This is a genomic window from Pseudomonas sp. A014, assembly GCF_052378495.1.
GTDB classification, from domain to species: domain Bacteria; phylum Pseudomonadota; class Gammaproteobacteria; order Pseudomonadales; family Pseudomonadaceae; genus Aquipseudomonas; species Aquipseudomonas machongensis.
The window spans coordinates 4555223-4576882 of sequence record NZ_CP199001.1; the positions used below are offsets into that span (position 1 = coordinate 4555223).

Genomic DNA, 21660 nt, shown 5'->3' on the forward strand with positions numbered 1-21660 from the left:
TGCGGGGTCATTTCAAACATTCAGGCAATCGACACGGCTTCCCATGCGCACCAGTCAATATTTGCTCGCCACCCAGAAAGAAACCCCGGCAGACGCCGTTGTCATCAGCCACCAGCTGATGCTGCGCGCCGGCATGATCCGCAAGCTGGCCTCCGGCCTGTACACGTGGCTGCCGATGGGCCTGCGTGTCATGCGCAAGGTCGAGAACGTGGTGCGCGAAGAAATGAACGCCGCCGGTGCCCTTGAGGTGCTGATGCCGAGCATCCAGCCCGCAGAGTTGTGGCAGGAATCCGGGCGCTGGGAGCAATACGGCCCCGAGCTGCTGCGCCTGAAAGACCGCCACGACCGTGATTTCTGCGTCGGCCCGACTCACGAAGAAGTGATCACCGACCTGGCACGCAACGAGCTGTCCAGCTACAAACAGCTGCCGCTGAACATGTACCAGATCCAGACCAAGTTCCGTGACGAGATCCGTCCGCGCTTCGGCCTGATGCGCGGCCGCGAGTTCATCATGAAGGACGCCTACTCCTTCCATGCCGACCAGGCTTCCCTGCAGGAAACCTACGACCGCATGCACCAGGCGTACTCCAACATCTTTACCCGCCTGGGCCTGGACTTCCGTCCGGTGCAGGCCGACACCGGCTCGATCGGTGGCAGCTACTCCCACGAATTCCACGTCCTGGCCTCTTCCGGCGAAGACGACGTGATCTTCAGCGACACCTCCGACTACGCCGCCAACATCGAGAAGGCCGAAGCGATTCCACGGGAAACCGTGCGCCCAGCGCCGACCGAAGAACTGCGCCTGGTCGACACGCCAAACGCCAAGACCATCGCCGAACTGGTCGAGAACCACGGCCTGGCGATCGAGAAGACCGTCAAGACCCTGATCGTGCGTGGCGCCGAGGAAGGCAAGCTGGTCGCCCTGATCGTACGTGGCGACCACGAGCTGAACGAAATCAAGGCCACCAAGCTGGAACAGGTTGCCGACCCGCTGGTCATGGCCAGCGACGCCGAGCTGCGCGCAGCCATCGGTGCCGGTGCCGGCTCGCTCGGCCCACTGAACCTGCCGCTGGAATGCATCATCGACCGTTCGGTCGCCCTGATGAGCGACTTCGGCATCGGCGCCAACATCGACGACAAGCACTACTTCGGCGTGAACTGGGAGCGTGACCTGCCAGTGCCACAGGTCGCGGACCTGCGCAACGTCGTCGCCGGTGATCCGAGCCCCGACGGCCAGGGCACACTGGTCATCAAGCGCGGTATCGAAGTGGGCCACATCTTCCAGCTCGGCACCAAGTACAGCGAGGCGCTCAAGTGCCAGGTACTGGGCGAGAACGGCAAGCCAGTGGTGCTGTCGATGGGTTGCTATGGTATCGGCGTGTCCCGCGTGGTCGCCGCCGCCATCGAGCAGAACCATGACGACAAGGGCATCATCTGGAACGATGCCCTGGCGCCCTTCCAGATCGCCCTCGTGCCATTGCGCTACGAGACCGACGCCGTGCGCGAGGCAACCGACAAGCTCTACGCCGAGCTGACTGCCGCAGGCTACGAAGTGCTGCTGGACGACCGTGACAAGAAGACCAGCCCCGGCATCAAGTTCGCCGACATGGAACTGATCGGCATCCCGCACCGCATCGTCGTCAGCGATCGCGGTCTGGCCGACGGCAACCTGGAGTACAAGCACCGCACCGAACAGGATGCCCAGCCGCTGCCGCTCAACGAAGTGCTGACCTTCCTGCAGGCCCGCATCCGCCGCTGACCACCAATGCACGAGTGAACATGTCCAAGCGAAGTACCTTTACCCTGGGGGGCGCCGCGCTCTGCGGCGCCCTGTTCCTCAGCGGCTGCGCCAACCAGATGTCCCAGCGCAGCGAGCATGAGGAACGTGTCGAGCGCAAGTTGCTCGAGCACAGTCTGCAGATCGACGTCGGCGAGCCCAAGGTGATGGAGCTTCCGCAACGGCGTGTTCGCATCAATGAACAGCGACGCTTCGAGGTCACCGAGTTCGAAGTCACGCGGCGCTACGACCGCTACACGCCCTACCAGCCCTGGCGGGAGATCTACGAGATCCCACTGGGTGCGGTGGCGGTGGTCGCGGGCATAGGCGCCAACGTGGTCAACGTGATCACCTTCGACAGCCTGCCGCAGAGCATGACCCACGACTGGCTGAGCTACGGCCTGGCCGGGCTCAATCCGTTCATGAACGTGCAGTCCAACGGTCGCGCACAGCAGAACCTCGCAGGCATCAGCGAAATCCAGAAGGACAAGCGCGAGGAGTTCACCAGCCTGCCGTGGAACGAGCGCCTGGTCGAGGTCAAGGCTGGCAAGATGACCCACGAGCTGACCACCGACAAGCATGGTGTGCTACGCCTGAACCTGCTCGACAGCCCATTCTCGGAGCAGAACCTCAACCATATCGGCACCCTGCATCTGGCGGCGATCGATGAAGACAACGGCATCCGCGGCGACGCCAGCCTGTTGGTCAGCGGTACGCTGCGCAACAAGCTGCTGGAGGCTCATGAGCTGATCTTCGACGACCTCGAGGACGATGACGTTGGCCAGTGGGTACACCGGGTCAAACGTCTCTCGGAACTGGGCCTGGAAGAGGAAGCCAGCGAACTGGAACAGAGCCTGATCGAGCTGACACGCAACGATCCGGAGTTGCAGCAGGAATTCCTCAAGACGCTGACCAAGGAAACCGGCAGATTGGTCGCCGACCCTGGAGAGCGGTAAAAAGAACGGGGCGCCATGCGCCCCTTTCTTTTATTGAGCAGGAAACAGCTCCAACTGCTCATGCGCACCGCGCAGATCCCGCAACCTTACCCCCACTCCCAGCAACCTCACCGGCTTGCCACCCCGAGCGAAGGCCTGGCTGAGCAATTGCCGATAGCTTTCAAGGTCCCGCCCTGCCCCCGCCTGTTCCAGGGTGGTCTGGCTGAAATCATGGAACTTGACCTTGACGAAAGGCTTGTCTGGCTTGTAGCTGCTGTCCATCCGCGCAATCCGCCCGTTCAGGCTGTCGAGCAGATCCGGGATTTTTTCCAGGCAACTGGCCAAGTCAGGGAGATCGTTGTCGTAGGTGTTTTCGACGCTGACCGACTGGCGCCGGCTGTCGTTCTGTACGACCCGTTCGTCGATGCCATGGGCAAGCCCCCACAACCGCTCACCGAAACTGCCGAACTCGCGCACCAGGCTCAGGCGCGACCATTCGCGCAATGACTGACAGGTATCGATACCAAGTCTTGAAAGCTTGTCGGCAGTCACCTTGCCCACCCCGTGCAGGCGTGCCACCGGCAGTGCGGCAACGAACTCATCGACCTGATCGGGCCTGATCACGAACAAACCATTGGGTTTGCGCCAATCGCTGGCGATCTTGGCCAGGAACTTGTTCGGTGCAACGCCAGCGGACACCGTGATGTGCAAGGTCTGGGAAACGCGCCGACGGATGTCCTCGGCAATCCGCGTGGCACTGCCGGAAAACCACTGGCTGTCGCTGACATCCAGATACGCCTCATCCAGCGACAGGGGCTCGATCAGATCGGTGTAGTCACGAAATATCGCATGGATTTCCCGCGAGGCCTCACGGTAGGCCTCGAAATGCGGCTTGACGATCAGCAGGTCCGGGCACAACTTCATGGCATGCCCCGACGACATCGCCGAACGCACTCCATAGGCCCTTGCCTCGTAGTTACAGGTGGCGATCACCCCACGCTGCCCCGGCTGACCGCCCACAGCCATGGGTCGACCCGCCAGCCGGGGGTCGTCACGCATCTCGATGGCGGCGTAGAAACAGTCACAATCGATGTGGATGATCTTGCGCAGGGACATGACTGACCGTCAGCACTGTAAATTCATACAGATATTACAGCACGTGCCTCGGCATTCGTCAGCCCCACCCGACGGGGGCAAGGATGATCGGTATGACTGCCCCCTCGCAAAACCCGCTACAACCCGCGTCATGGCTCAGCTCCTGGCCTGTGCAACAGGCTAAGGGATTGAACAAAAAAGGGTTTTTTGAAAAATAGCTTGACTCACGGAAGGATTTCCGTAGAATTCGATTCCACAGGCGCGGGATGGAGCAGCCTGGTAGCTCGTCGGGCTCATAACCCGAAGGTCGTCGGTTCAAATCCGGCTCCCGCAACCAGATTCGAGAAAAGGCCACTGTTCACACAGTGGCCTTTTTCTTTGCCTTGAAAAATATCCACGTAAATCAAGGATTAAGATTGACAGCCCGTCGATAATCCGTAGAATGCGCACCACTGACGCGGGATGGAGCAGCCTGGTAGCTCGTCGGGCTCATAACCCGAAGGTCGTCGGTTCAAATCCGGCTCCCGCAACCAGATTCAAGAAAAGGCCACTGTTAACACAGTGGCCTTTTTCTTTGCTTTGATGAATATCCACGCTCAACACGCATTAAGGTTTGACAGTCCGTCGATAATCCGTAGAATGCGCACCTCTGACGCGGGATGGAGCAGCCTGGTAGCTCGTCGGGCTCATAACCCGAAGGTCGTCGGTTCAAATCCGGCTCCCGCAACCATATTCGTCAGAACAGGCCCCGCCTATCCTTGGATAGCGCGGGGCTTGTTGCGTTTGCCCTTTAAAACATCCTGTCGTACGCGCTTTGCCCTTTGTCTGGCACCTCAATGAACTAACTTTAACTAACCTGAAACGGATAAACCTACTCCACCCGGAGTACTATCTGGACACGTTTTCCAAAGGGACTTTCACTTGGCCGCACGTCTCCTCCCCCTCGCGCTCGCCGCACGAGGTATTTCATGACCTCCCGCTCTCCAGACTCCCAGGCCCCGATCACCGCAGCCCTGCCTGCGGCAGCACAGCGTCTGCCGTGGCTCGAACGCCTCAGCAAATACCGCCAGCCCATCGGACTGGCGATAACCCTGCTGTTGTTCGCCATGGCGCTGATCGCCTGCCGGCACCTGCTGAGCGAGCTGGACATCTATGCCTTGCATGACGCCATGCTCAGCGTGCCCAAGCAGGCGCTGCTCGGTGCTTTGCTGGCCACGGTGGCAGGTTTCGTGACCCTGCTGGGATACGAGTGGTCCGCGGCCCGCTATGCAGGTGTCAAGCTTCCACCCCGCACGCTTGTGCTGGGTGGTTTCAGTGCGTTCGCCATCGGCAATGCCATCGGCCTGTCGATGCTTTCCGGTGGTTCGGTGCGCTATCGCCTTTATGCGCGCAAGGGGCTGGGGGCTGCAGAAGTCGCGCGGATGACCGTGTTCGCCAGCCTCTCGCTGGGCTGCGCACTGCCTCCGCTGGCAGCAGTGGCCACCTTGAGCGACCTCACCGCGGCCTCCACCGCATTGCGCATGTCCCCGACACTGCTGGGCAGCGTCGCCGTTGCGGTATTGCTGGCCTGCGCCGTCCTGGCCATGGGGCTCTATCGCCGCCGCGCCGCCGAGCAACCTCTGGCCGACAATCTGCTGGTGCAGGTCGGACGTCGCACCCTGCGCCTGCCCGGTGCACGCCTGACCGCCCTGCAACTGCTCATCACCGCGCTGGACGTCGCAGCCGCCGCCACGGTGCTCTACCTGCTGTTGCCCGAAGCCCCGCCATTCGGCGCTTTCGTACTGGTCTACCTGCTGGCCCTCGCCGCTGGCGTACTCAGCCACGTGCCCGGCGGCGTCGGCGTGTTCGAAGCGATCCTGCTCGCCGCCTTCGCCAACGAGCTGGGCGCGGCGCCCCTGGCCGCGGCACTGCTGCTGTATCGCCTGATCTACGTGGTACTGCCGTTGCTGGTGGCCTGCGTTCTGCTACTGGTAAACGAGGCCCGCCGCCTGCTGTTCGCCCAACAGGCGATCAAGGCTGCATCCGGGCTCGCCGCTCCTGTGTTGGCGATCCTGGTGTTTCTGTCCGGCGTGGTGCTGTTGTTCTCCGGCGTTACCCCAGAGATCGATAGCCGCCTGGAGCACATGGGCTTTCTCATCCCACATCGACTGATCGACGCCTCGCACTTCGGCGCAAGCCTGATCGGCGTCCTCTGCCTGTTGCTGGCACAGGGCCTGCGTCGCCGCCTGTCAGCGGCCTGGCTGTTGACCACGGTGTTGCTGCTGACCGGCGCACTGCTGTCGCTGCTCAAGGGCTTCGACTGGGAAGAGGCGTCGATGATGATCTTCACCACCGCCCTGCTCGCCCTGTTCCGGCGCTCGTTCTATCGCCCCAGCCGCCTGTTGGAGCTGCCGTTCTCGCCGATCTACCTGGTAGCCAGCGCTTGCGTGGTCGGTGCCTCGGTATGGCTGCTGCTGTTCGCCTATCAGGACGTCCCCTACAGCCACAAACTGTGGTGGCAATTCACCCTCGACGCCGATGCTCCGCGCGGCCTGCGCGCTGCACTGGGCAGTGCAGTACTGCTGGTGATCGTCGCCCTGACCTGGCTGCTACGCACCGCGCGCCCGGTGATTCACCTGCCGAGCGAAGACGAACTGCAGCGCGCCAACCGCATTCTGCTGGCGTCCGATCAGCCCGACGGGGGCCTGGCCCTGACCGGTGACAAGGCGCTGCTGTTCCACCCCAACGACAACGCCTTCCTCATGTATGCCCGTCGCGGCCGCAGCCTGGTCGCCTTGTACGACCCGATCGGCCCGGCCCAGGAGCGTGCCGAAATGATCTGGCAGTTCCGCGACCTCTGCGACCTGCACCACGCCCGCCCGGTGTTCTACCAGGTGCGTGCGGAAAATCTGCCGTTCTACATGGACATCGGCCTGACCGCGATCAAGCTTGGCGAAGAGGCACGGGTCGACCTGCGCCGCTTCGACCTCGAAGCCAAGGGCAAGGAGATGAAGGACCTGCGCTACACCTGGAACCGTGGCGGCCGCGACGGCCTGACCCTGGAAGTCCACGAACCCGGGCATGCGCCCCTGCAGGAGCTCAGGGAAATCTCCGACGCCTGGCTGGCTGGCAAGAACGTGCGCGAAAAAGGCTTCTCCCTGGGCCGCTTCAGCCCGGAGTACCTGCAACATTTCCGTATTGCACTGATCCGCTTCCAGGGCCGCCCGGTGGCCTTCGCCAACCTGCTGGAAACCCACAGCAACGAGTTGGCCAGCCTGGACCTGATGCGCGCGCATCCCGAGGCACCGAAGCTGACCATGGAATTCATGATGCTTGGCCTCATCCTGCATTACAAAAGCCACGACTACGCCCGCTTCAGCCTGGGCATGGTCCCGCTTTCCGGCCTGCAACCGCGTCGCGGCGCACCGCTGACCCAACGCTTGGGTTCGATGGTGTTCCAGCGCGGCGAGCAGCTCTACAACTTCCAGGGCCTGCGGCGCTTCAAGGACAAGTTCCAGCCGGACTGGGAACCCCGTTACATGGCTGTGCCAGCCGGGCTGGACCCCCTGGTTGCACTGGCTGATACCGCCGCCCTGATTGCTGGCGGCCTGACTGGATTGGTGAAACGCTGATGACCCGACGTTACTGGTTGTACCTGCTGATCCCCCTGCTGCTCGCCGTGCTGGCTGGCGGTGGGGCCTTCTGGCTATGGACCCGCCCTGCCCCCGAAGCCCGTATCGAGCACTTCACCCTGGACGATGGCAGTAATCTGACCCGGGTCACGCCCGGCGTGCGCGCCAAGACCCTGGTCGCGGTTGGCGTACCCCATGACCAGGCACTGACCGACAAGCAACTGCTGGATCTCAGCCAGGCCGGTGAAGCGCAACTGGTGCAGGTGATCCTGCCGACCGGCGACTGCAGCAAGCAGCAAGTGGCATTGGACCAGGCCATGGGCAAGCTCTCCGGCAAGCCGACCCTGGTTGCCGGCATCGGGCCAGGCGCCTCGCAGGCCTGGCGCTGGCTGGCCGGGCAGAACGACGACAAGGCCCGAGCCATCTCGGTCGACTTCAACCTCGAACAACCAGACTGCAAGCTTGAGCTGCCTAAAACCGCTGCCCACGGTCACTGGAACGTGGCCTGGAACGATAACCCCGACGACGCCAGCGCTGCCTTCGTGCGCGACCAGGCCAACGCCGAGACCAGCATCAGCGACTATGACATTCACCTGCCGCAGGTACTCAAGGCCCAGCTGACCCAGGCCTTGGTGGGGCGCGATGGCAACGCCCTGGCCATTCCCGTGGTGGAAGTGCCAGCCGGCCAGACCACAGACACCGTCACCCTGTTCCTCTCCGGTGACGGCGGCTGGCGCGACCTGGACCGCGACGTGGCGGGCGAGATGGCCAAGCTCGGCTACCCGGTGGTCGGCATCGACACCCTGCGCTACTACTGGCAGCACAAGACGCCAGAACAGAGCGCTGCCGATCTGTCGGAGCTGATGCAGCACTATCGGCAGAAATGGGGTACCAAACGCTTCGTGCTGACCGGCTATTCGTTCGGTGCCGATGTACTGCCGGCGATCTACAATCGCCTGCCGGAGGCCGACCAGAAGCGCATCGACGCGGTGATCCTGCTGGCCTTCGCCCGCAGTGGCAGCTTCGAGATCGAAGTGGAAGGCTGGCTGGGCAAGGAAGGCCAGGAGGCCCCGACCGGGCCGGAGATGGCCAAGCTGCCTGCCGCCAAGGTGGTGTGCATCTATGGTGTGGAAGAAACCGACGAGAGCGGCTGCACCGACAAGACGGCCGTGGGCGAGCGCATGAAGCTGCCAGGCGGTCATCACTTCGACGAAAACTACCCGGCGCTGGCCAAGCGCCTGATCGGCGAGATCGAGACCCGCCAGGGCAAGTCGAACGTCGCCGAGCAGTAAAACAACAAGGGCCGCATCGCGGCCCTTGTTGTTTCAATCAGATCTCGACCTGGGTTCCCAGCTCGATCACCCGGTTCAGCGGCAGGTTGAAGAAGCGCAAGTTGCCGTTGGCATTCTTCAGCAGGAACGCGAACAGGTTCCCGCGCCAGCGCGCCATGCCTTCCAGGCGCGAGGCGATCACCGTCTCGCGGCTGAGGAAGTAGGTGGTGCGCATGGGGCTGAAATCCAGCTCTTCCAGATGGCACAGCCGCAGTGCCGCCGGTACGTCCGGTTCATCCATGAAGCCAAAGTGCAGCAATACGCGGAAGAACCCGTCGCCATAGGCCTCGACCTCGAAGCGCTCCGACTCCGGTACCCGCGGCCGATCCTCGCTGACCACCGTCAACAGTACGACCTGGCTGTGCAGCACCTGGTTGTGCAGCATGTTGTGCAACAACGCATGGGGCACCGCATCGGCACGCGCCGTGAGGAACACCGCCGTCCCCTCGACGCGATGCGGTGGCTGCACACGAATGCTGCTGATGAATACCGGCAACGGCAGGCCACCCTCATCGATACGCTCGACGAGAATCTGCTTGCCACGCTTCCAGGTGCTCATCAACACGAACAGCACGATCCCCGCCAGTACCGGGAAAGCACCACCCTGCACGATCTTCGGCACGTTGGCGGCGAAGAACAGCCCATCCACCAACAGGAACCCCACCAGCAGCGGCACTGCCAGCACCGGTGGCCATTTCCACAGCAGCAGCATCACCGCAGAAACCAGGATGGTGGTCATGAGCATGGTGCCGGTCACCGCGACCCCGTAGGCCGCAGCCAGGGCGCCGGAAGACTCGAAGCCGATCACCAGCAGCACCACGCCGACCATCAGGGTCCAGTTCACGGCGCCAATGTAGATCTGCCCCTGCTCGTCACTGGAGGTGTGCTGGATCTGCATGCGCGGCACGTAGCCCAGCTGAATGGCCTGGCGGGTCAGGGAGAAGGCGCCGGAAATCACCGCCTGGGAGGCAATCACCGTAGCCATGGTCGCCAGCCCGACCAGCGGCAGCAGCGCCCAGCTTGGCGCCAGCAGGTAGAAGGGGTTGCGCGCGGCCTCGGGGTTTTGCAGCAGCATCGCGCCCTGGCCGAAGTAGTTGAGCACCAACGCTGGCAGCACCAGGGCAAACCAGGCACGGGCGATCGGCTTGCGCCCGAAGTGGCCCATGTCGGCGTACAGCGCCTCGGCACCGGTCAGCGCCAGCACCACCGCACCGAGAATCGCCACGCCCATCCCAGGATGGACGATAAAGAAGTTCAACGCCCACCCGGGATTGAACGCCTTGAGCACTTCCGGGCTTTGCTGGATGCCATGCACGCCGAGCGCAGCCAGCACGAGGAACCAGGCAACCATGATCGGCCCAAAGGCCTTGCCGATCTTCTCGGTACCATGCTTCTGCACCAGGAACAGTGCCACCAGCACCACCAGCGAGATCGGCACCACCCAGTGGTCGATGCCGTCGAACGCCAGCCCCATGCCCTCGACCGCCGACAGCACCGAGACTGCCGGGGTGATCATGCTGTCGCCATAGAACAGCGAGGCCCCGACCAGCCCGCAGCCAACCATCAGCATGCGCAGCCGCGGATGCGCGGCCGTGGCACGCCGCGCCAGTGCGGTGAGCGCCATGGTGCCGCCCTCGCCCTGGTTGTCGGCACGCAGGATGAACATCACGTACTTGAACGACACGACCCACAGCAGCGACCAGAGAATCAGCGACAGGATGCCCAGCACCCCGTCGTGGTCGACCTGTACGCCATAACCGCCGGTAAAGACTTCCTTGAGGGTATACAACGGGCTGGTACCGATATCGCCATAGACCACCCCAACAGCTGCCACCAGCAGGCCCAAAGGGCGTGCCGCCCCATGCCCACCCTCGGCGTGACTGCTTGCCTGAACCATCGACCACTCCCGCAGACGGCCCCTCGGGGCCGGTAGTATTCGCACCGGACGCCATGCTCGCAGCGCCCGGACCGCTGTCGTCATCCGGCTATCATTGCTACCCGGACACAACGGCGCGAAGCATAGCGCAGCGCTCGTCGCTTTTCTGCTGGTCAAGCGACCTTGCGCTCGCTAGAATTGCGCACTTTTTGATCAGAGGCGCCAAAAACGCCCGCCCGGATCGCGCCGCCACTGGCAGGCGCGACCTGTTTCAATACCGAGGTTAGTCATGTCCACCACTCCCGCCACGCCGAAGGTCGGCTTTGTCTCCCTGGGCTGCCCCAAGGCCCTGGTCGACTCCGAGCGCATCCTCACCCAACTGCGCATGGAAGGCTATGAAGTCGTTCCGACCTACGAAGATGCCGACGTGGTGGTGGTCAACACCTGCGGCTTCATCGACAGCGCCAAGGCCGAGTCGCTGGAAGTGATCGGCGAAGCGATCAAGGAAAACGGCAAGGTCATCGTCACCGGCTGCATGGGTGTCGAGGAAGGCACCATTCGCGACGTGCACCCCAGCGTGCTGTCGGTCACCGGCCCACAGCAATACGAGCAGGTGGTCAATGCCGTACACGAGGTGGTGCCACCGCGCCAGGACCACAACCCGCTGATCGACCTGGTGCCGCCGCAGGGTGTCAAGCTGACCCCGCGCCACTACGCCTACCTGAAGATTTCCGAAGGCTGTAACCACAGCTGCAGCTTCTGCATCATCCCGTCGATGCGTGGCAAGCTGGTCAGCCGCCCGGTCGGCGAAGTGCTGAGCGAGGCCGAGCGCCTGGTGAAGGCTGGCGTCAAGGAGATCCTGGTGATTTCCCAGGACACCAGCGCCTATGGCGTCGACGTCAAGTACAAGACCGACTTCTGGAACGGTCGCCCGGTCAAGACCCGCATGCTCGAGCTGTGCGAAGCGCTGAGCAGCCTGGGCGCCTGGGTGCGCCTGCACTATGTCTACCCCTACCCCAACGTCGATGACGTGATCCCGTTGATGGCCGCCGGCAAGATCCTGCCGTACCTGGACATCCCGTTCCAGCACGCCAGCCCCAAGGTGCTCAAGGCCATGAAACGCCCGGCCTTCGAGGACCGTACCCTGGCGCGCATCAAGAACTGGCGCGAGCAGTGCCCGGAGCTGGTGATCCGCTCGACCTTCATCGTCGGCTTCCCCGGCGAAACCGAAGAGGACTTCCAGTACCTGCTCGACTGGCTGACCGAAGCCCAGCTCGACCGCGTCGGCTGCTTCCAGTACTCGCCGGTCGAGGGCGCCCCAGCCAACGACCTGGGCCTGGAAGAAGTCCCGGATGACGTCAAGCAGGATCGCTGGGACCGCTTCATGGCCCACCAGCAGGCGATCAGCACTGCACGCCTGCAACTGCGTATCGGCAAGGAGATCGAGGTACTGATCGACGAGGTCGAGGAACAGGGCTCGGTAGGTCGCAGCTTCTTCGACGCGCCGGAAATCGACGGTAGCGTGTTCATCGACGGTGACCACGGCTTCAAGCCGGGCGACAAGGTCCGTTGCCGTATTGTCGATGCCGACGAATACGACATGTGGGCCGAGCCCATCTGATCGTCACGCCCTTTCGCGCGTAACACCGCGAAAGGGCCTGCCAGACAGAAAAAATCCGCACACCTGTGCTGCAGCATCTATGTTTTCCTCACTACCCGAGGAATACAGAATGTCCTTGCACCTGACGCTACATACCCCCCACTACAGCGACTACCCCGAACTGGTCCGTATCTGGGAAGCATCGGTGCGCGCCACTCATGACTTTCTCCCCGACGCCTACATCGTGCTGCTGCGCGACCATGTACTGCGCCGCTATCTGGACGCCGTGATGCTGGTCTGCTGCCGGGACACTCGACGCAGGATCCTCGGCTTCACCGGCGTCGCCAATGGCCGTGTCGACATGCTCTTCGTCGCCCCTGAGCACCGCGGCCAAGGCGTTGGCAAGCGCCTGCTGCACCACGCCATTTCCGAGCTCAACGCCGATCGCCTGGACGTCAACGAACAGAACCCCCAGGCGCTGGGTTTCTACCTGCATGAGGGCTTCGAGATAGCGGGCCGCTCGGAAACCGATGGCTTGGGTCAGCCGTATCCGCTGCTGCATATGCGACTGATCCGCCCACAGGGCTAGCAACTGCGCCGCCACCGCTGTGCAAATGGCCGAAATGGCACAGATTCCCAGCCGCAGCACGGCTCGGACGGGTACAATGGACACCTTTCCCTGCCCTGCGAATGTCTGCTCATGTCCGAACCCGTCCGCCTGTCCAAACGCCTCATCGAACAGCTCGGCTGCTCCCGCCGCGAGGCCGAACTGTACATCGAGGGCGGCTGGGTCACGGTCGATGGAGTCGTGGTCGAGCAACCGCAGTTCAAGGTTGAAACTCAGCGTGTCGAACTGCTCCCGGGTGCCCGTGCCGAAACACTGGAGCCGGTTACCCTGCTGCTCAACCAGCCCAAGGGCCAGGACAGTGAAGCTGCCCGCGCCAGCATGAACCTGGCAAGCCTCAGCGAAGCCCACCGCGAAGGCGTGCGCCCCCTGCACGGGCACTTCGCCAGATTGACTTGCCTCGCCCCGCTCGAACGCGGCGCCAGCGGCCTGCAGGTATTCACCCAGGACTGGCGGGTGACCCGCAAGATCGACGCCGACCTGCGTCGCCTGGAGCAGGAATACATCATCGAGGTACGCGGTGAAACCACACCGCAGGCGCTCGAGCGCCTGGCCCGTGGTGCCACGCGCAATGACCGGGAACTGCCGCGGGCCAAGGCCAGCTGGCAGAACGAAACCCACCTGCGCCTGGTGTTGAAAAACCCGCAGCCTGGGCAGATTTCCGAACTGTGCGCCTACCTTCGCCTGGAAATGCTCGGTATGCGTCGCATTCGCCTGGGTGGTGTGTCGATGGGCAAGCTGCCCCTGGGCCAGTGGCGCTACCTGGCCGCCAGCGAACGTTTCTAAGCGATACCGCCGCGCCGCCAGGTGCGGCCCTGAAAAGGATTCGAGTCACATGAACCACAACGATGTCCTGCGCAGCCTGCGCTACATGCTCAAGGTGAACGACGCCAAGATGGCCGAAATCATCGCCCTGTCCGGCCTTGAAGTGAACCCGGTGGTCCTTGCCGGCTACATCAAGAAGGAAGACGAAGCCGGCTACGTGCGCTGCCCGGAACGCGTCATGGCCCATTTTCTCGATGGCCTGGTGATCCATCGCCGTGGCAAGGACGACAGCCGTGCGCCCCAGCCCGTCGAGCTGCCGGTGACCAACAACACCGTGCTGAAGAAACTGCGGGTGGCGTTCGAGCTCAAGGAAGATGACCTGCACGCGATTCTCAAGTCGGTCAATTTCGCGGTGTCCAAGCCCGAACTCAGCGCGCTGTTTCGCAAGGTCGGGCATGACAACTACCGGCCCTGCCAGGACCAGTTGCTGCGCAACTTCCTCAAGGGCCTGACCCTTCGCGTACGTGGCTGAGCCGATCATGCAGCACAGCGTCACACCGGTGGGCATCGTCCGTTCCTGCTTCAAGGAGAAGTTCGCCATTCCCCGCCAGCCGCGCCTGGCGCCTGCCGCACGTGGCGTGCTGGAGCTGCTGCCGCCGTTCGACCAGGGTGACGCGGTACAGGGCCTGGAGCAGGTCAGCCACGTGTGGCTGCTGTTCCTGTTCCATCAAGCACTGGAAGAAAAGCCCCGGCTGAAGGTGCGCCCACCGCGCCTGGGCGGCAACAAGAGCATGGGCGTGTTCGCCACGCGCGCCACCCATCGCCCCAATGGTATTGGCCAGTCGGTGGTGCGCCTCGAGGGCGTGGAGCCGGGGCGTCTGCTCTTGTCCGGCATCGACCTGCTGGACGGTACCCCAGTGCTGGATATCAAACCCTACGTGCCCTACGCCGACAGCATCGACAATGCCGTCAACCAGATGGCCAGCGATGCGCCACTGCCGATCAACGTGCAGTGGACCGATAGTGCCCTGCACCAGGCCCACAAACATGCTCTGCGCCTGGCAGAACCACTGGTGGAACTCATCGAGCAGTGCCTGGCCCAGGACCCGCGCCCGGCCTACCAGGTGCCGCCTGCGGAACGCGTCTACGGGGTAAAGTTCTGGGATGTGCAGGTGCGCTGGCATTATCCCCAGCCGGAAGTGATCCGGGTGCTGGAGGTTGCACGCGAAACCTGAACTCACATTCTCCAGGCATAAAAAAACGCAGACCCTGGTCTGCGTTTTTTTATGCCGCAATTCGCCTTACTTCTCGACGAATGCACGCTCGATCAGGTAATCACCTGGCTCGCGCATACGCGCCGAGATCTTCAGGCCGAAGCTGTCGAGCACTTCGCTGGTCTCGTCGAGCATGCTCGGGCTGCCGCAGATCATCGCACGGTCGTCCTGCGGGTTGATCGGAGGCAGGCCGATGTCGCTGAACAGCTTGCCGCTGCGCATCAGGTCGGTCAGGCGGCCCTGGTTCTCGAACGGCTCGCGGGTCACGGTCGGGTAATAGATCAGCTTCTCACGCACCGCTTCACCGAAGAATTCATTCTGTGGCAAGTGCTCGGTGATGAACTCGCGGTAGGCGACTTCGTTCACGTAGCGCACGCCATGCACCAGGATGACCTTTTCGAAACGCTCGTAGGTTTCCGGGTCCTGGATCACGCTCATGAACGGTGCCAGGCCGGTGCCGGTGCTCAGCAGGTACAGGTGCTTGCCCGGGTTCAGGTCGTCCAGCACCAGGGTGCCGGTCGGTTTCTTGCTGATGATGATCTCGTCGCCTTCCTTCAGGTGCTGCAGCTGGGAGGTCAGCGGACCGTCCGGCACCTTGATGCTGAAGAACTCCAGATGCTCTTCCCAGTTCGGCGAAGCGATCGAATAGGCACGCATGAGCGGACGGCCGCTTTCCTGCTGCAGGCCGATCATCACGAACTGACCGTTCTCGAAGCGCAGGCCCGGGTCGCGGGTGCACTTGAAGCTGAACAGGGTGTCGTTCCAGTGATGCACACTGAGGACACGTTCGTGGTTCATGTTGCTCATCTAGTGGGGCTCCTGAAGAAAAACGCGGCGCGCGCAAGACGCGCAGTTGCGCGATAGTTTAGGGGCAGCGAGAATATCTGTTAACTGAATTATCAAGATATGACTTATCGGTTATATAGATATGCGATTCACTCTCCGCCAGCTTCAAGTCTTCGTCGCCGTCGCCCAGCATCAAAGCGTATCGCGAGCGGCCAATGTACTGGCCCTTTCGCAGTCGGCGGCCAGTACTTCCATCACCGAACTGGAGCGCCAGTCCAGCTGCCAGCTGTTCGATCGCGCCGGCAAGCGTCTGAGCCTCAACGCCCTGGGCCATCAGTTGCTGCCCCAAGCAGTAGCCCTGCTCGACCAGGCCAAGGAAATCGAAGACCTGCTCAATGGCAAGTCCGGCTTCGGCTCGCTCGCCGTCGGCGCCACCCTGACCATCGGCAACTACCTGGCAACGCTGCTGATCGGCAGCTTCATGCAGGTGCACCCGGAAAGCCAGGTCAAGCTGCACGTGCAGAATACAGCGCACATTGTGCAACAGGTGGCGCACTACGAAATTGACCTGGGTCTTATCGAGGGTGACTGCAACCACCCTGACCTGGAGGTGCAACCCTGGGTCGAGGACGAACTGGTGGTGTTCTGCGCCCCGCAACATCCGCTGGCCAAGGTCGGCCGCGCCAATATCGAGGCCTTGTCCCAGGAGGCGTGGATCTTGCGCGAACAAGGCTCAGGCACCCGCCTGACCTTTGACCAGGCCATGCGCCACCACCGCGCCAACCTGAACATCCGCCTGGAGCTTGAACATACGGAAGCGATCAAGCGCGCCGTGGAGTCGGGTCTGGGGATCGGCTGCATTTCACGCCTCGCGCTGCGCGACGCTTTCAGGCGCGGCAGCCTGGTGGCAGTGGAAACCCCGGAGCTGGATCTGCTGCGCCAGTTCTACTTCATCTGGCACAAGCAGAAGTACCAGACCTCGGCCATGCGTGAGTTTCTCGAGCTGTGCCGCAGCTTCACTGCGGGGGTGCAGCGCAGCGACGAGATCGTGCTGCCGACCATCGCCTGAGCGTCAGCCGAGCAGGATTACGCCCCAGACCAGCGCCACCATGCTCATTGCCACCAATTGCGCAGCACTGCCCATGTCCTTGGCGTTCTTCGACAAGGGGTGACGGTCCAGCGAAATGCGGTCGATGGCAGCCTCGACCGCCGAGTTGAGCAGCTCGACGATCAGCCCCAGCAGACACACCGCGATCAGGATCGCACGCTCGCCGCGACTGACCGGCAACCAGAAGGCAGTCGGGATCAGCAGCACATTGAGCAGCACCAGTTGGCGGAAGGCAGCCTCGCCCTTGAAGGCGGCGCGCAGGCCGTCGAGCGAATAGCCGGCGGCATTGAAGATGCGTTTCAGGCCGGTCTGGCCCTTGAATGGCGACATGTGAGTCAATTCACCTGAAAAAGACCTGCAGGCTAGTCCAGCCTGGGTCAAAAAAGCGTGAAGCCGGAAGGCTCAGTTGGCTGAAACCGATTCAAGTTGTTGCAGCAGCAAGGCGGCCTGGGTCCGGGTGCGCACGCCCAGCTTGCGGAAGATCGCGGTGACGTGGGCCTTGATGGTCGCCTCCGAAACGCTCAGCTCGTAGGCGATCTGCTTGTTCAACAAACCTTCGCAGACCATGGTCAGCACCCGGAACTGCTGCGGCGTCAGGCTTGCGAGCCCTTCGCTGGCGGCTTTTGCCTCGGCCGACACATCAACCTTTTCGAACGCCTGCGGCGGCCACCACACTTCGCCGTCGAGCACCTTGCGCACGGCGTCCTGGATGGTTTCCAGCGGGCTGGACTTGGGAATGAAACCGCTGGCCCCGAACTCACGGGACTTGACCACCACGGCCGCCTCTTCCTGCGCCGACACCATCACCACCGGAATCTGCGGGTATTGGCCGCGGAGCAGGACCAGCCCGGAGAAGCCATAGGCACCTGGCATGTTCAAGTCGAGCAGGACCAGGTCCCAGTCGGATTTCTCGGTCAGGCGGGTTTCCAGTTCGGCGATGCTTGCCACCTCCACCAGACGTACGTCCTGCCCGAGGCCAAGGGTCACGGCCTGGCGCAAGGCGCTACGGAACAGCGGATGGTCATCGGCAATCAGGATTTCATATGTAGCCATCGATCCAGGGGTCCTGTTCTGTGCCAGGCGCTGCGGGGTATGGGGCCTGTGCCTGGCGGGCAACTCAAGGCGCGGGCGACGGCGCCGCCAGCGGCAAGGGCACGAGGCAGACCAGGGGTGGCGGCTGCGTCGTGGCCGAATCGGCGCCAAGGATGCCGAGCACCGTCCGGGTGGTCAAGCCAATTGCCCGGCGGCCTCGCCCCCCCTGGCGACCTGCTCGACAGTATGAACCAATCCGGCTCGCTTGCCCCTTGGACTATAGGAAGGTATGCAAGCGTTGATGCGGCTCATCCTGATCGTCCAGTGCCAGGTGTCGCTTGCCGCTCAAGTAGTGCAGGCTGAACACGTCAAGGTAGGCATCCAGCGCCTGGGAGGCACGGTTGTCGCCGGCCAGGTCCAGACACATGGCCGCCACTTCCGCGGTGCAGAAATGATCGTCACGCTTGGAGCGGCGCAGGCGGTAGCGCGACATCTGCTCGGCCTCCAGGCTCAGCACCGGGAAGCGATCCAGGTACGGGCTCTTGCGAAACATCTTGCGCGCTTCGGTCCAGGTGGCGTCGAGCAGGATGAACAGCGGCCGCTTGCCGGGCTCGCACACCACTTCGTTGACCACCCGCTCCTGTGCGACGAACTCACCAGGGAAGACGATATAGGGCTGCCACTGGGGTTGTTCGAGCAGCGCCAGCAAGCGCGCATCGACATCCGTGCGCTGCCAGCCGAAGGCCCAGGTGTCTTCGATCAGGTCGGCGATCAGCCAGCCGGTGTTGGTCGGCTTCAATGGCTCGGTGTCGTGCATCACCAGACACATGCCGGCCTGGGCGTCGACCCGAGGCTTCCAGGCGCACAGGCAATGGCTGGCGATAACCCGGCAGTCCGGGCAGCGATCGGCTCGCGAACCGCGGGCGACGAAGGGTTTGTTGCTGCGCGCCAGACGCTCGGCGCGCAGACGCGCTACCGCATGGCTCATGGCTGCAAGCCTGGCGACGGGAATAGGATGGACACTGCGACAACTCGGCGGGAAACAAAGGTGCAAGTCTACCAGAGCGGGCGCAGGTTTGCCGTGCAGGCCACTGCCAGGCTCCCTTATAATCGAGCCTTTGGCGGCGGCTGCGCCTGGAGCGCGACCTGTTCATGGAACGCCGCCTGCCGGCGCGGGTCAAAGCGCCAGTCACCGAACCAGGAGAGATTCATGCTGCGTCTTATCGTCCCGACCCTGAGCCTGATGCTCGCCCTGCCGCTTGCCGCCAACGCAGCGTCCAAGCAGGACTACGAGCTGAACCAGATGCTGCAGAAGGTTGCCAAGGAGAGCAGCGTCGGCACGCCACGCGCCGTCAACGAAGACATCCTCGATCAGGGCTACACTGTTGAAAAGGGCAAGGCGTTGGTCAACCACCTGAGCGTGCGTGAAGAGCATGCCCAGCGCATGCTGGAAAACCCGGCGCTGGTGCGCAGCCAGCTGGGCGACAGCGTCTGCCGCAACACCGGCTACCGCCAACTGATGACCAAGGGCGCGGTGATGGTCTACCGCTTCACCGTCTACAAGACCAACCAGCCGGTCATGGACCAGGCGTTCGACGCTGCCAGCTGCACCGCTGGCAACAAGAAGAAGTGATTCAGGCGACCTGATCGTCGCTGGCGCGCCGCTGCTCCTCATCGGCGCGCAGATCCGCCAGCAGGGCCTGAAGGTAACGTGATTGCCTGTCGGCGCCTTGCAACCTGCGCAGGCACTCGCCCTCCAGGCTCAAGTGATGGTCCTGGGCCGCACGCCTGAGCAGTTCATACAACTGCAGGTCCACCTCGATGACCAACCGATGCATGCTTCTTCCTCCCTGCATCGCCCTCTGCCCCTCAGTTAAACAAAGCTCGGCAAGGATTGGATCCGATCAGACGAACGGTTGACCTTCAGCGAACCGGCACGATCGCGCGCCAGCGTCTAGATTGAAAGCAAACGACAGGCATTTTCGGCAAGCACAGGAGATTGCCGACGCCACGACGTTGCCGGATCCGCAACGAAAACAGACAAGATGGATACAAGCCACTGCATCACGGCCTTGAAGGCCTACTGCAATGCTCGGGATGCACACTCGAGCCACAGCAGCCAGCGACACACGCAGTGTCGTGGCCGGTACTCACCATCGACCGGTCAGAGGTTTTGCTGCAGAAGGAGACGTTGAATGCCTTACCTACCGAATGAACTGCTGTCCAAGCACTTCAGCGACCAGGGAATCGACCTGGGCAGGATTGACGAACAACTGCAACTGGTGGCGCCGAACAGCCCCAACCTGCCCCTCTACCGCGACATGATGTTGACCGTACTGCGCATGGCCAGCGACGACGCCAACCGCTGGAACGCCAAGATCACCTTGCAGGCCCTGCGCGAACTGGATCACGCCTTCCGTACTCTCGAACGCTACAAGGGCCGACGCAAAGTCACGGTGTTCGGCTCGGCGCGCACACCCCAGGAACACCCGATGTATGCCCTGGCCCGGGAACTGGGCGCCACACTGGCACGCTCCGAGCTGATGGTCATCACCGGTGCCGGCGGCGGCATCATGGCCGCTGCCCACGAAGGCGCCGGTGCCGAGAACAGCCTGGGTTTCAATATCACCTTGCCTTTCGAGCAACATGCCAATGCCACGGTAGACGGCACCGACAAGCTGCTGCCCTTCCACTTCTTCTTTATCCGCAAGCTGTTCTTCGTCAAGGAAGCCGACGGACTGGTCCTTTGCCCGGGTGGCTTCGGCACCCTTGATGAAGCGCTGGAAGTGCTGACCCTGATCCAGACCGGTAAAAGCCCACTGGTGCCGGTGGTACTGCTGGACTCGCCTGGCGGCAGCTTCTGGCAGGATGCCCTGAACTTCATCAGCCGTCAGTTGGAAGAGAACCGCTATATCCTGCCCAGCGACCTGAAGCTGGTACGCCTGGTGCACAGTGCCGACGAGGCCGTTGAAGAGATCAAACAGTTCTATAGCAACTACCACTCGAGCCGCTGGCTGAAGAACCAGTTCGTGATCCGCATGCTGCACCCCTTGAGCGAGGCTGCGCTATGCGACATCCAGGAGGGTTTTGCCGACCTGCGCCTGAGCGGCAAGTATCATCAACAGCCCGACAGTAGCGCAGAACATGAAGTCGGCGACTTCAACCACCTGACCCGCCTGACCTTCGCCTTCAGCGGCCGTGATCAGGGGCGCCTTCGTGAACTGGTGGACTTCATCAACCTGCCGGAAAACTGGGCAAAACCTGAGCCCATGCACACGACCCAGCATGCGCGAGAAGCGCTGAAAGTCAGTTGAACGAAAAAGGCCAGTACGGCTGACCAGGTAGATATCTGCCTGGTCAGCCGTACTGGCCGTCAATCATCGAGGTCGCGCCCGCTGAGCAGCCGGCCGATCATGTCCATGGAAAAACCACGGTAGGCGAGAAAGCGCGTTTGCTGCGCGCGACTGCGGGGATCCTGAGGACGTTGCCCGGCGAACTTGCGCTGCCAGACGTCCCGTAGGCGGGCCGACCAGTCCACACCGCTCTCGCGCAGTGCCTGATCGATATCGCCACGGTTCAGCCCTCGCTGACTCAGGTCCTCACGAATACGTGCGGGGCCATAGCCGGAGTTGGAGCGATAGGAAATGAAGCTTTCCAGGTAGCGCGCCTCGCTGAGCAGCCCTTCCTCGGCAAGCCGATCGAGCGCAGGCTCGATCAGCTCATCGGTGGCACCGCGCTGACGCAACTTGCGCGTCAGCTCGACACGACCGTGCTCGCGGCGCGCGAGCAGGTCCATGGCTGTCCGCCGAACGGCGACGGGGGTGTCGAGTACGACGGACGACATG

The 21660-nt window shown here is 62.8% G+C and carries 20 protein-coding genes and 3 tRNA genes; 15 read left to right on the plus strand and 8 right to left on the minus strand.

The annotated features are described in order from the left end of the window. The first annotated feature begins 43 nt into the window (after positions 1–43). Positions 44–1759 (plus strand): proline--tRNA ligase, encoded by a 1716-nt coding sequence (locus tag ACTYOL_RS21185; RefSeq protein WP_063545881.1) that lies wholly within the window; start codon positions 44–46, stop codon positions 1757–1759. A 20-nt stretch (positions 1760–1779) separates the two neighbouring features. Then, the gene (locus tag ACTYOL_RS21190; protein ID WP_054891010.1) at positions 1780–2733 is read left to right on the plus strand and encodes a hypothetical protein; all 954 of its coding nucleotides are present in this window, start codon (positions 1780–1782) and stop codon (positions 2731–2733) included. A gap of 30 nt (positions 2734–2763) precedes the next feature. Here ACTYOL_RS21190 and dinB read toward each other — a convergent pair whose 3' ends face one another. Further along, positions 2764–3822, minus strand: coding sequence for a DNA polymerase IV (gene dinB / locus ACTYOL_RS21195; RefSeq protein ID WP_444758171.1), 1059 nt, complete (start codon positions 3820–3822; stop codon positions 2764–2766). Between the two features lie 245 nt (positions 3823–4067). On the opposite strand from dinB, the gene ACTYOL_RS21200 reads away from it, so the two are divergent. From ACTYOL_RS21200 to ACTYOL_RS21220, 5 genes are all read left to right on the plus strand, one after another. Continuing rightward, positions 4068–4144, plus strand: a tRNA-Met gene (locus ACTYOL_RS21200). 119 nt (positions 4145–4263) lie between these two features. Beyond that, positions 4264–4340 (plus strand) — tRNA-Met (locus ACTYOL_RS21205). Between the two features lie 120 nt (positions 4341–4460). After that, positions 4461–4537: transfer RNA gene (locus tag ACTYOL_RS21210), tRNA-Met, on the plus strand. 238 nt (positions 4538–4775) lie between these two features. After that, a complete protein-coding gene (gene mprF / locus ACTYOL_RS21215) occupies positions 4776–7418 on the plus strand; it encodes a bifunctional lysylphosphatidylglycerol flippase/synthetase MprF (RefSeq protein WP_444757022.1) in 2643 nt (880 codons plus the stop codon). Then, entirely contained in the window at positions 7418–8710 is a 1293-nt protein-coding gene (locus ACTYOL_RS21220; protein ID WP_125931573.1) for a virulence factor family protein, read from the plus strand. Before mprF ends, ACTYOL_RS21220 begins: the two co-directional genes overlap by 1 nt. A 37-nt stretch (positions 8711–8747) precedes the next feature. On the opposite strand, the gene ACTYOL_RS21225 is transcribed toward ACTYOL_RS21220, so the two are convergent. Beyond that, the gene (locus ACTYOL_RS21225; RefSeq protein WP_444757023.1) at positions 8748–10646 is read right to left on the minus strand and encodes a potassium transporter Kup; all 1899 of its coding nucleotides are present in this window, start codon (positions 10644–10646) and stop codon (positions 8748–8750) included. 268 nt (positions 10647–10914) lie between these two features. Between ACTYOL_RS21225 and rimO the strand changes: the two genes are divergently transcribed. The 5 genes from rimO (at position 10915) to tsaA (ending at position 14850) form a co-directional block, all read left to right on the plus strand. Beyond that, a complete protein-coding gene (gene rimO / locus ACTYOL_RS21230; RefSeq protein WP_063545885.1) occupies positions 10915–12246 on the plus strand; it encodes a 30S ribosomal protein S12 methylthiotransferase RimO in 1332 nt (443 codons plus the stop codon). A gap of 109 nt (positions 12247–12355) precedes the next feature. Then, entirely contained in the window at positions 12356–12814 is a 459-nt protein-coding gene (locus ACTYOL_RS21235) for a GNAT family N-acetyltransferase (RefSeq protein ID WP_063545886.1), read from the plus strand. Positions 12815–12925: 111 nt separating this feature from the next. Continuing rightward, a complete protein-coding gene (locus ACTYOL_RS21240) occupies positions 12926–13636 on the plus strand; it encodes an rRNA pseudouridine synthase (protein ID WP_112899002.1) in 711 nt (236 codons plus the stop codon). Positions 13637–13685: 49 nt separating this feature from the next. Then, positions 13686–14147 (plus strand): DUF1456 family protein, encoded by a 462-nt coding sequence (locus tag ACTYOL_RS21245; protein ID WP_054891018.1) that lies wholly within the window; start codon positions 13686–13688, stop codon positions 14145–14147. 7 nt (positions 14148–14154) lie between these two features. Further along, on the plus strand, positions 14155–14850 hold the full coding sequence (tsaA, locus tag ACTYOL_RS21250; protein ID WP_444757024.1) for a tRNA (N6-threonylcarbamoyladenosine(37)-N6)-methyltransferase TrmO: 696 nt from the start codon (positions 14155–14157) through the stop codon (positions 14848–14850). A gap of 66 nt (positions 14851–14916) precedes the next feature. Here tsaA and fpr read toward each other — a convergent pair whose 3' ends face one another. Continuing rightward, complete coding sequence (gene fpr, locus ACTYOL_RS21255; protein ID WP_054891020.1) at positions 14917–15696, minus strand: ferredoxin-NADP reductase; 780 nt, start codon at positions 15694–15696, stop codon at positions 14917–14919. Between the two features lie 121 nt (positions 15697–15817). Here fpr and finR point away from each other — a divergent pair, with 121 nt between their 5' ends. Beyond that, on the plus strand, positions 15818–16744 hold the full coding sequence (finR, locus tag ACTYOL_RS21260) for a LysR family transcriptional regulator FinR (protein ID WP_054891021.1): 927 nt from the start codon (positions 15818–15820) through the stop codon (positions 16742–16744). A gap of 3 nt (positions 16745–16747) precedes the next feature. On the opposite strand, the gene ACTYOL_RS21265 is transcribed toward finR, so the two are convergent. From ACTYOL_RS21265 to ACTYOL_RS21275, 3 genes are all read right to left on the minus strand, one after another. Then, the gene (locus ACTYOL_RS21265) at positions 16748–17113 is read right to left on the minus strand and encodes a diacylglycerol kinase (RefSeq protein WP_054891022.1); all 366 of its coding nucleotides are present in this window, start codon (positions 17111–17113) and stop codon (positions 16748–16750) included. Between the two features lie 72 nt (positions 17114–17185). Beyond that, positions 17186–17836 (minus strand): response regulator transcription factor ErdR, encoded by a 651-nt coding sequence (gene erdR, locus ACTYOL_RS21270; protein ID WP_054891023.1) that lies wholly within the window; start codon positions 17834–17836, stop codon positions 17186–17188. A gap of 256 nt (positions 17837–18092) precedes the next feature. Continuing rightward, positions 18093–18803 carry a tRNA-uridine aminocarboxypropyltransferase gene (locus ACTYOL_RS21275; protein WP_065862255.1) on the minus strand — a complete coding sequence of 237 codons (711 nt, stop codon included), beginning with the start codon at positions 18801–18803 and terminating at the stop codon, positions 18093–18095. Positions 18804–19025: 222 nt separating this feature from the next. On the opposite strand from ACTYOL_RS21275, the gene ACTYOL_RS21280 reads away from it, so the two are divergent. Further along, positions 19026–19448, plus strand: coding sequence for a quorum-sensing-regulated virulence factor family protein (locus ACTYOL_RS21280; RefSeq protein WP_054891025.1), 423 nt, complete (start codon positions 19026–19028; stop codon positions 19446–19448). Position 19449: 1 nt separating this feature from the next. On the opposite strand, the gene ACTYOL_RS21285 is transcribed toward ACTYOL_RS21280, so the two are convergent. After that, positions 19450–19653 (minus strand): hypothetical protein, encoded by a 204-nt coding sequence (locus ACTYOL_RS21285; protein ID WP_112899004.1) that lies wholly within the window; start codon positions 19651–19653, stop codon positions 19450–19452. Positions 19654–20010: 357 nt separating this feature from the next. Between ACTYOL_RS21285 and ACTYOL_RS21290 the strand changes: the two genes are divergently transcribed. After that, entirely contained in the window at positions 20011–21129 is a 1119-nt protein-coding gene (locus tag ACTYOL_RS21290) for an LOG family protein (protein ID WP_197890601.1), read from the plus strand. 59 nt (positions 21130–21188) lie between these two features. On the opposite strand, the gene recX is transcribed toward ACTYOL_RS21290, so the two are convergent. After that, complete coding sequence (gene recX / locus ACTYOL_RS21295; RefSeq protein ID WP_197890599.1) at positions 21189–21659, minus strand: recombination regulator RecX; 471 nt, start codon at positions 21657–21659, stop codon at positions 21189–21191. Between the last annotated feature and the right edge of the window lies 1 nt (position 21660).

Coding starts and splice junctions, on each gene's coding strand:
- recX (WP_197890599.1), bottom strand. CDS start 21,659: ATGTCGTCCGTCGTACTCGACACCCCCGTCGCCGTTCGGCGGACAGCC.
- tsaA (WP_444757024.1), top strand. CDS start 14,155: ATGCAGCACAGCGTCACACCGGTGGGCATCGTCCGTTCCTGCTTCAAG.
- ACTYOL_RS21265 (WP_054891022.1), bottom strand. CDS start 17,113: ATGTCGCCATTCAAGGGCCAGACCGGCCTGAAACGCATCTTCAATGCC.
- ACTYOL_RS21220 (WP_125931573.1), top strand. CDS start 7,418: ATGACCCGACGTTACTGGTTGTACCTGCTGATCCCCCTGCTGCTCGCC.
- ACTYOL_RS21225 (WP_444757023.1), bottom strand. CDS start 10,646: ATGGTTCAGGCAAGCAGTCACGCCGAGGGTGGGCATGGGGCGGCACGC.
- ACTYOL_RS21275 (WP_065862255.1), bottom strand. CDS start 18,803: ATGAGCCATGCGGTAGCGCGTCTGCGCGCCGAGCGTCTGGCGCGCAGC.
- ACTYOL_RS21185 (WP_063545881.1), top strand. CDS start 44: ATGCGCACCAGTCAATATTTGCTCGCCACCCAGAAAGAAACCCCGGCA.
- rimO (WP_063545885.1), top strand. CDS start 10,915: ATGTCCACCACTCCCGCCACGCCGAAGGTCGGCTTTGTCTCCCTGGGC.
- ACTYOL_RS21235 (WP_063545886.1), top strand. CDS start 12,356: ATGTCCTTGCACCTGACGCTACATACCCCCCACTACAGCGACTACCCC.
- erdR (WP_054891023.1), bottom strand. CDS start 17,836: ATGGCTACATATGAAATCCTGATTGCCGATGACCATCCGCTGTTCCGT.
- mprF (WP_444757022.1), top strand. CDS start 4,776: ATGACCTCCCGCTCTCCAGACTCCCAGGCCCCGATCACCGCAGCCCTG.
- fpr (WP_054891020.1), bottom strand. CDS start 15,696: ATGAGCAACATGAACCACGAACGTGTCCTCAGTGTGCATCACTGGAAC.
- ACTYOL_RS21290 (WP_197890601.1), top strand. CDS start 20,011: ATGCCTTACCTACCGAATGAACTGCTGTCCAAGCACTTCAGCGACCAG.
- finR (WP_054891021.1), top strand. CDS start 15,818: ATGCGATTCACTCTCCGCCAGCTTCAAGTCTTCGTCGCCGTCGCCCAG.
- ACTYOL_RS21280 (WP_054891025.1), top strand. CDS start 19,026: ATGCTGCGTCTTATCGTCCCGACCCTGAGCCTGATGCTCGCCCTGCCG.
- ACTYOL_RS21240 (WP_112899002.1), top strand. CDS start 12,926: ATGTCCGAACCCGTCCGCCTGTCCAAACGCCTCATCGAACAGCTCGGC.
- ACTYOL_RS21190 (WP_054891010.1), top strand. CDS start 1,780: ATGTCCAAGCGAAGTACCTTTACCCTGGGGGGCGCCGCGCTCTGCGGC.
- ACTYOL_RS21245 (WP_054891018.1), top strand. CDS start 13,686: ATGAACCACAACGATGTCCTGCGCAGCCTGCGCTACATGCTCAAGGTG.
- ACTYOL_RS21285 (WP_112899004.1), bottom strand. CDS start 19,653: ATGCATCGGTTGGTCATCGAGGTGGACCTGCAGTTGTATGAACTGCTC.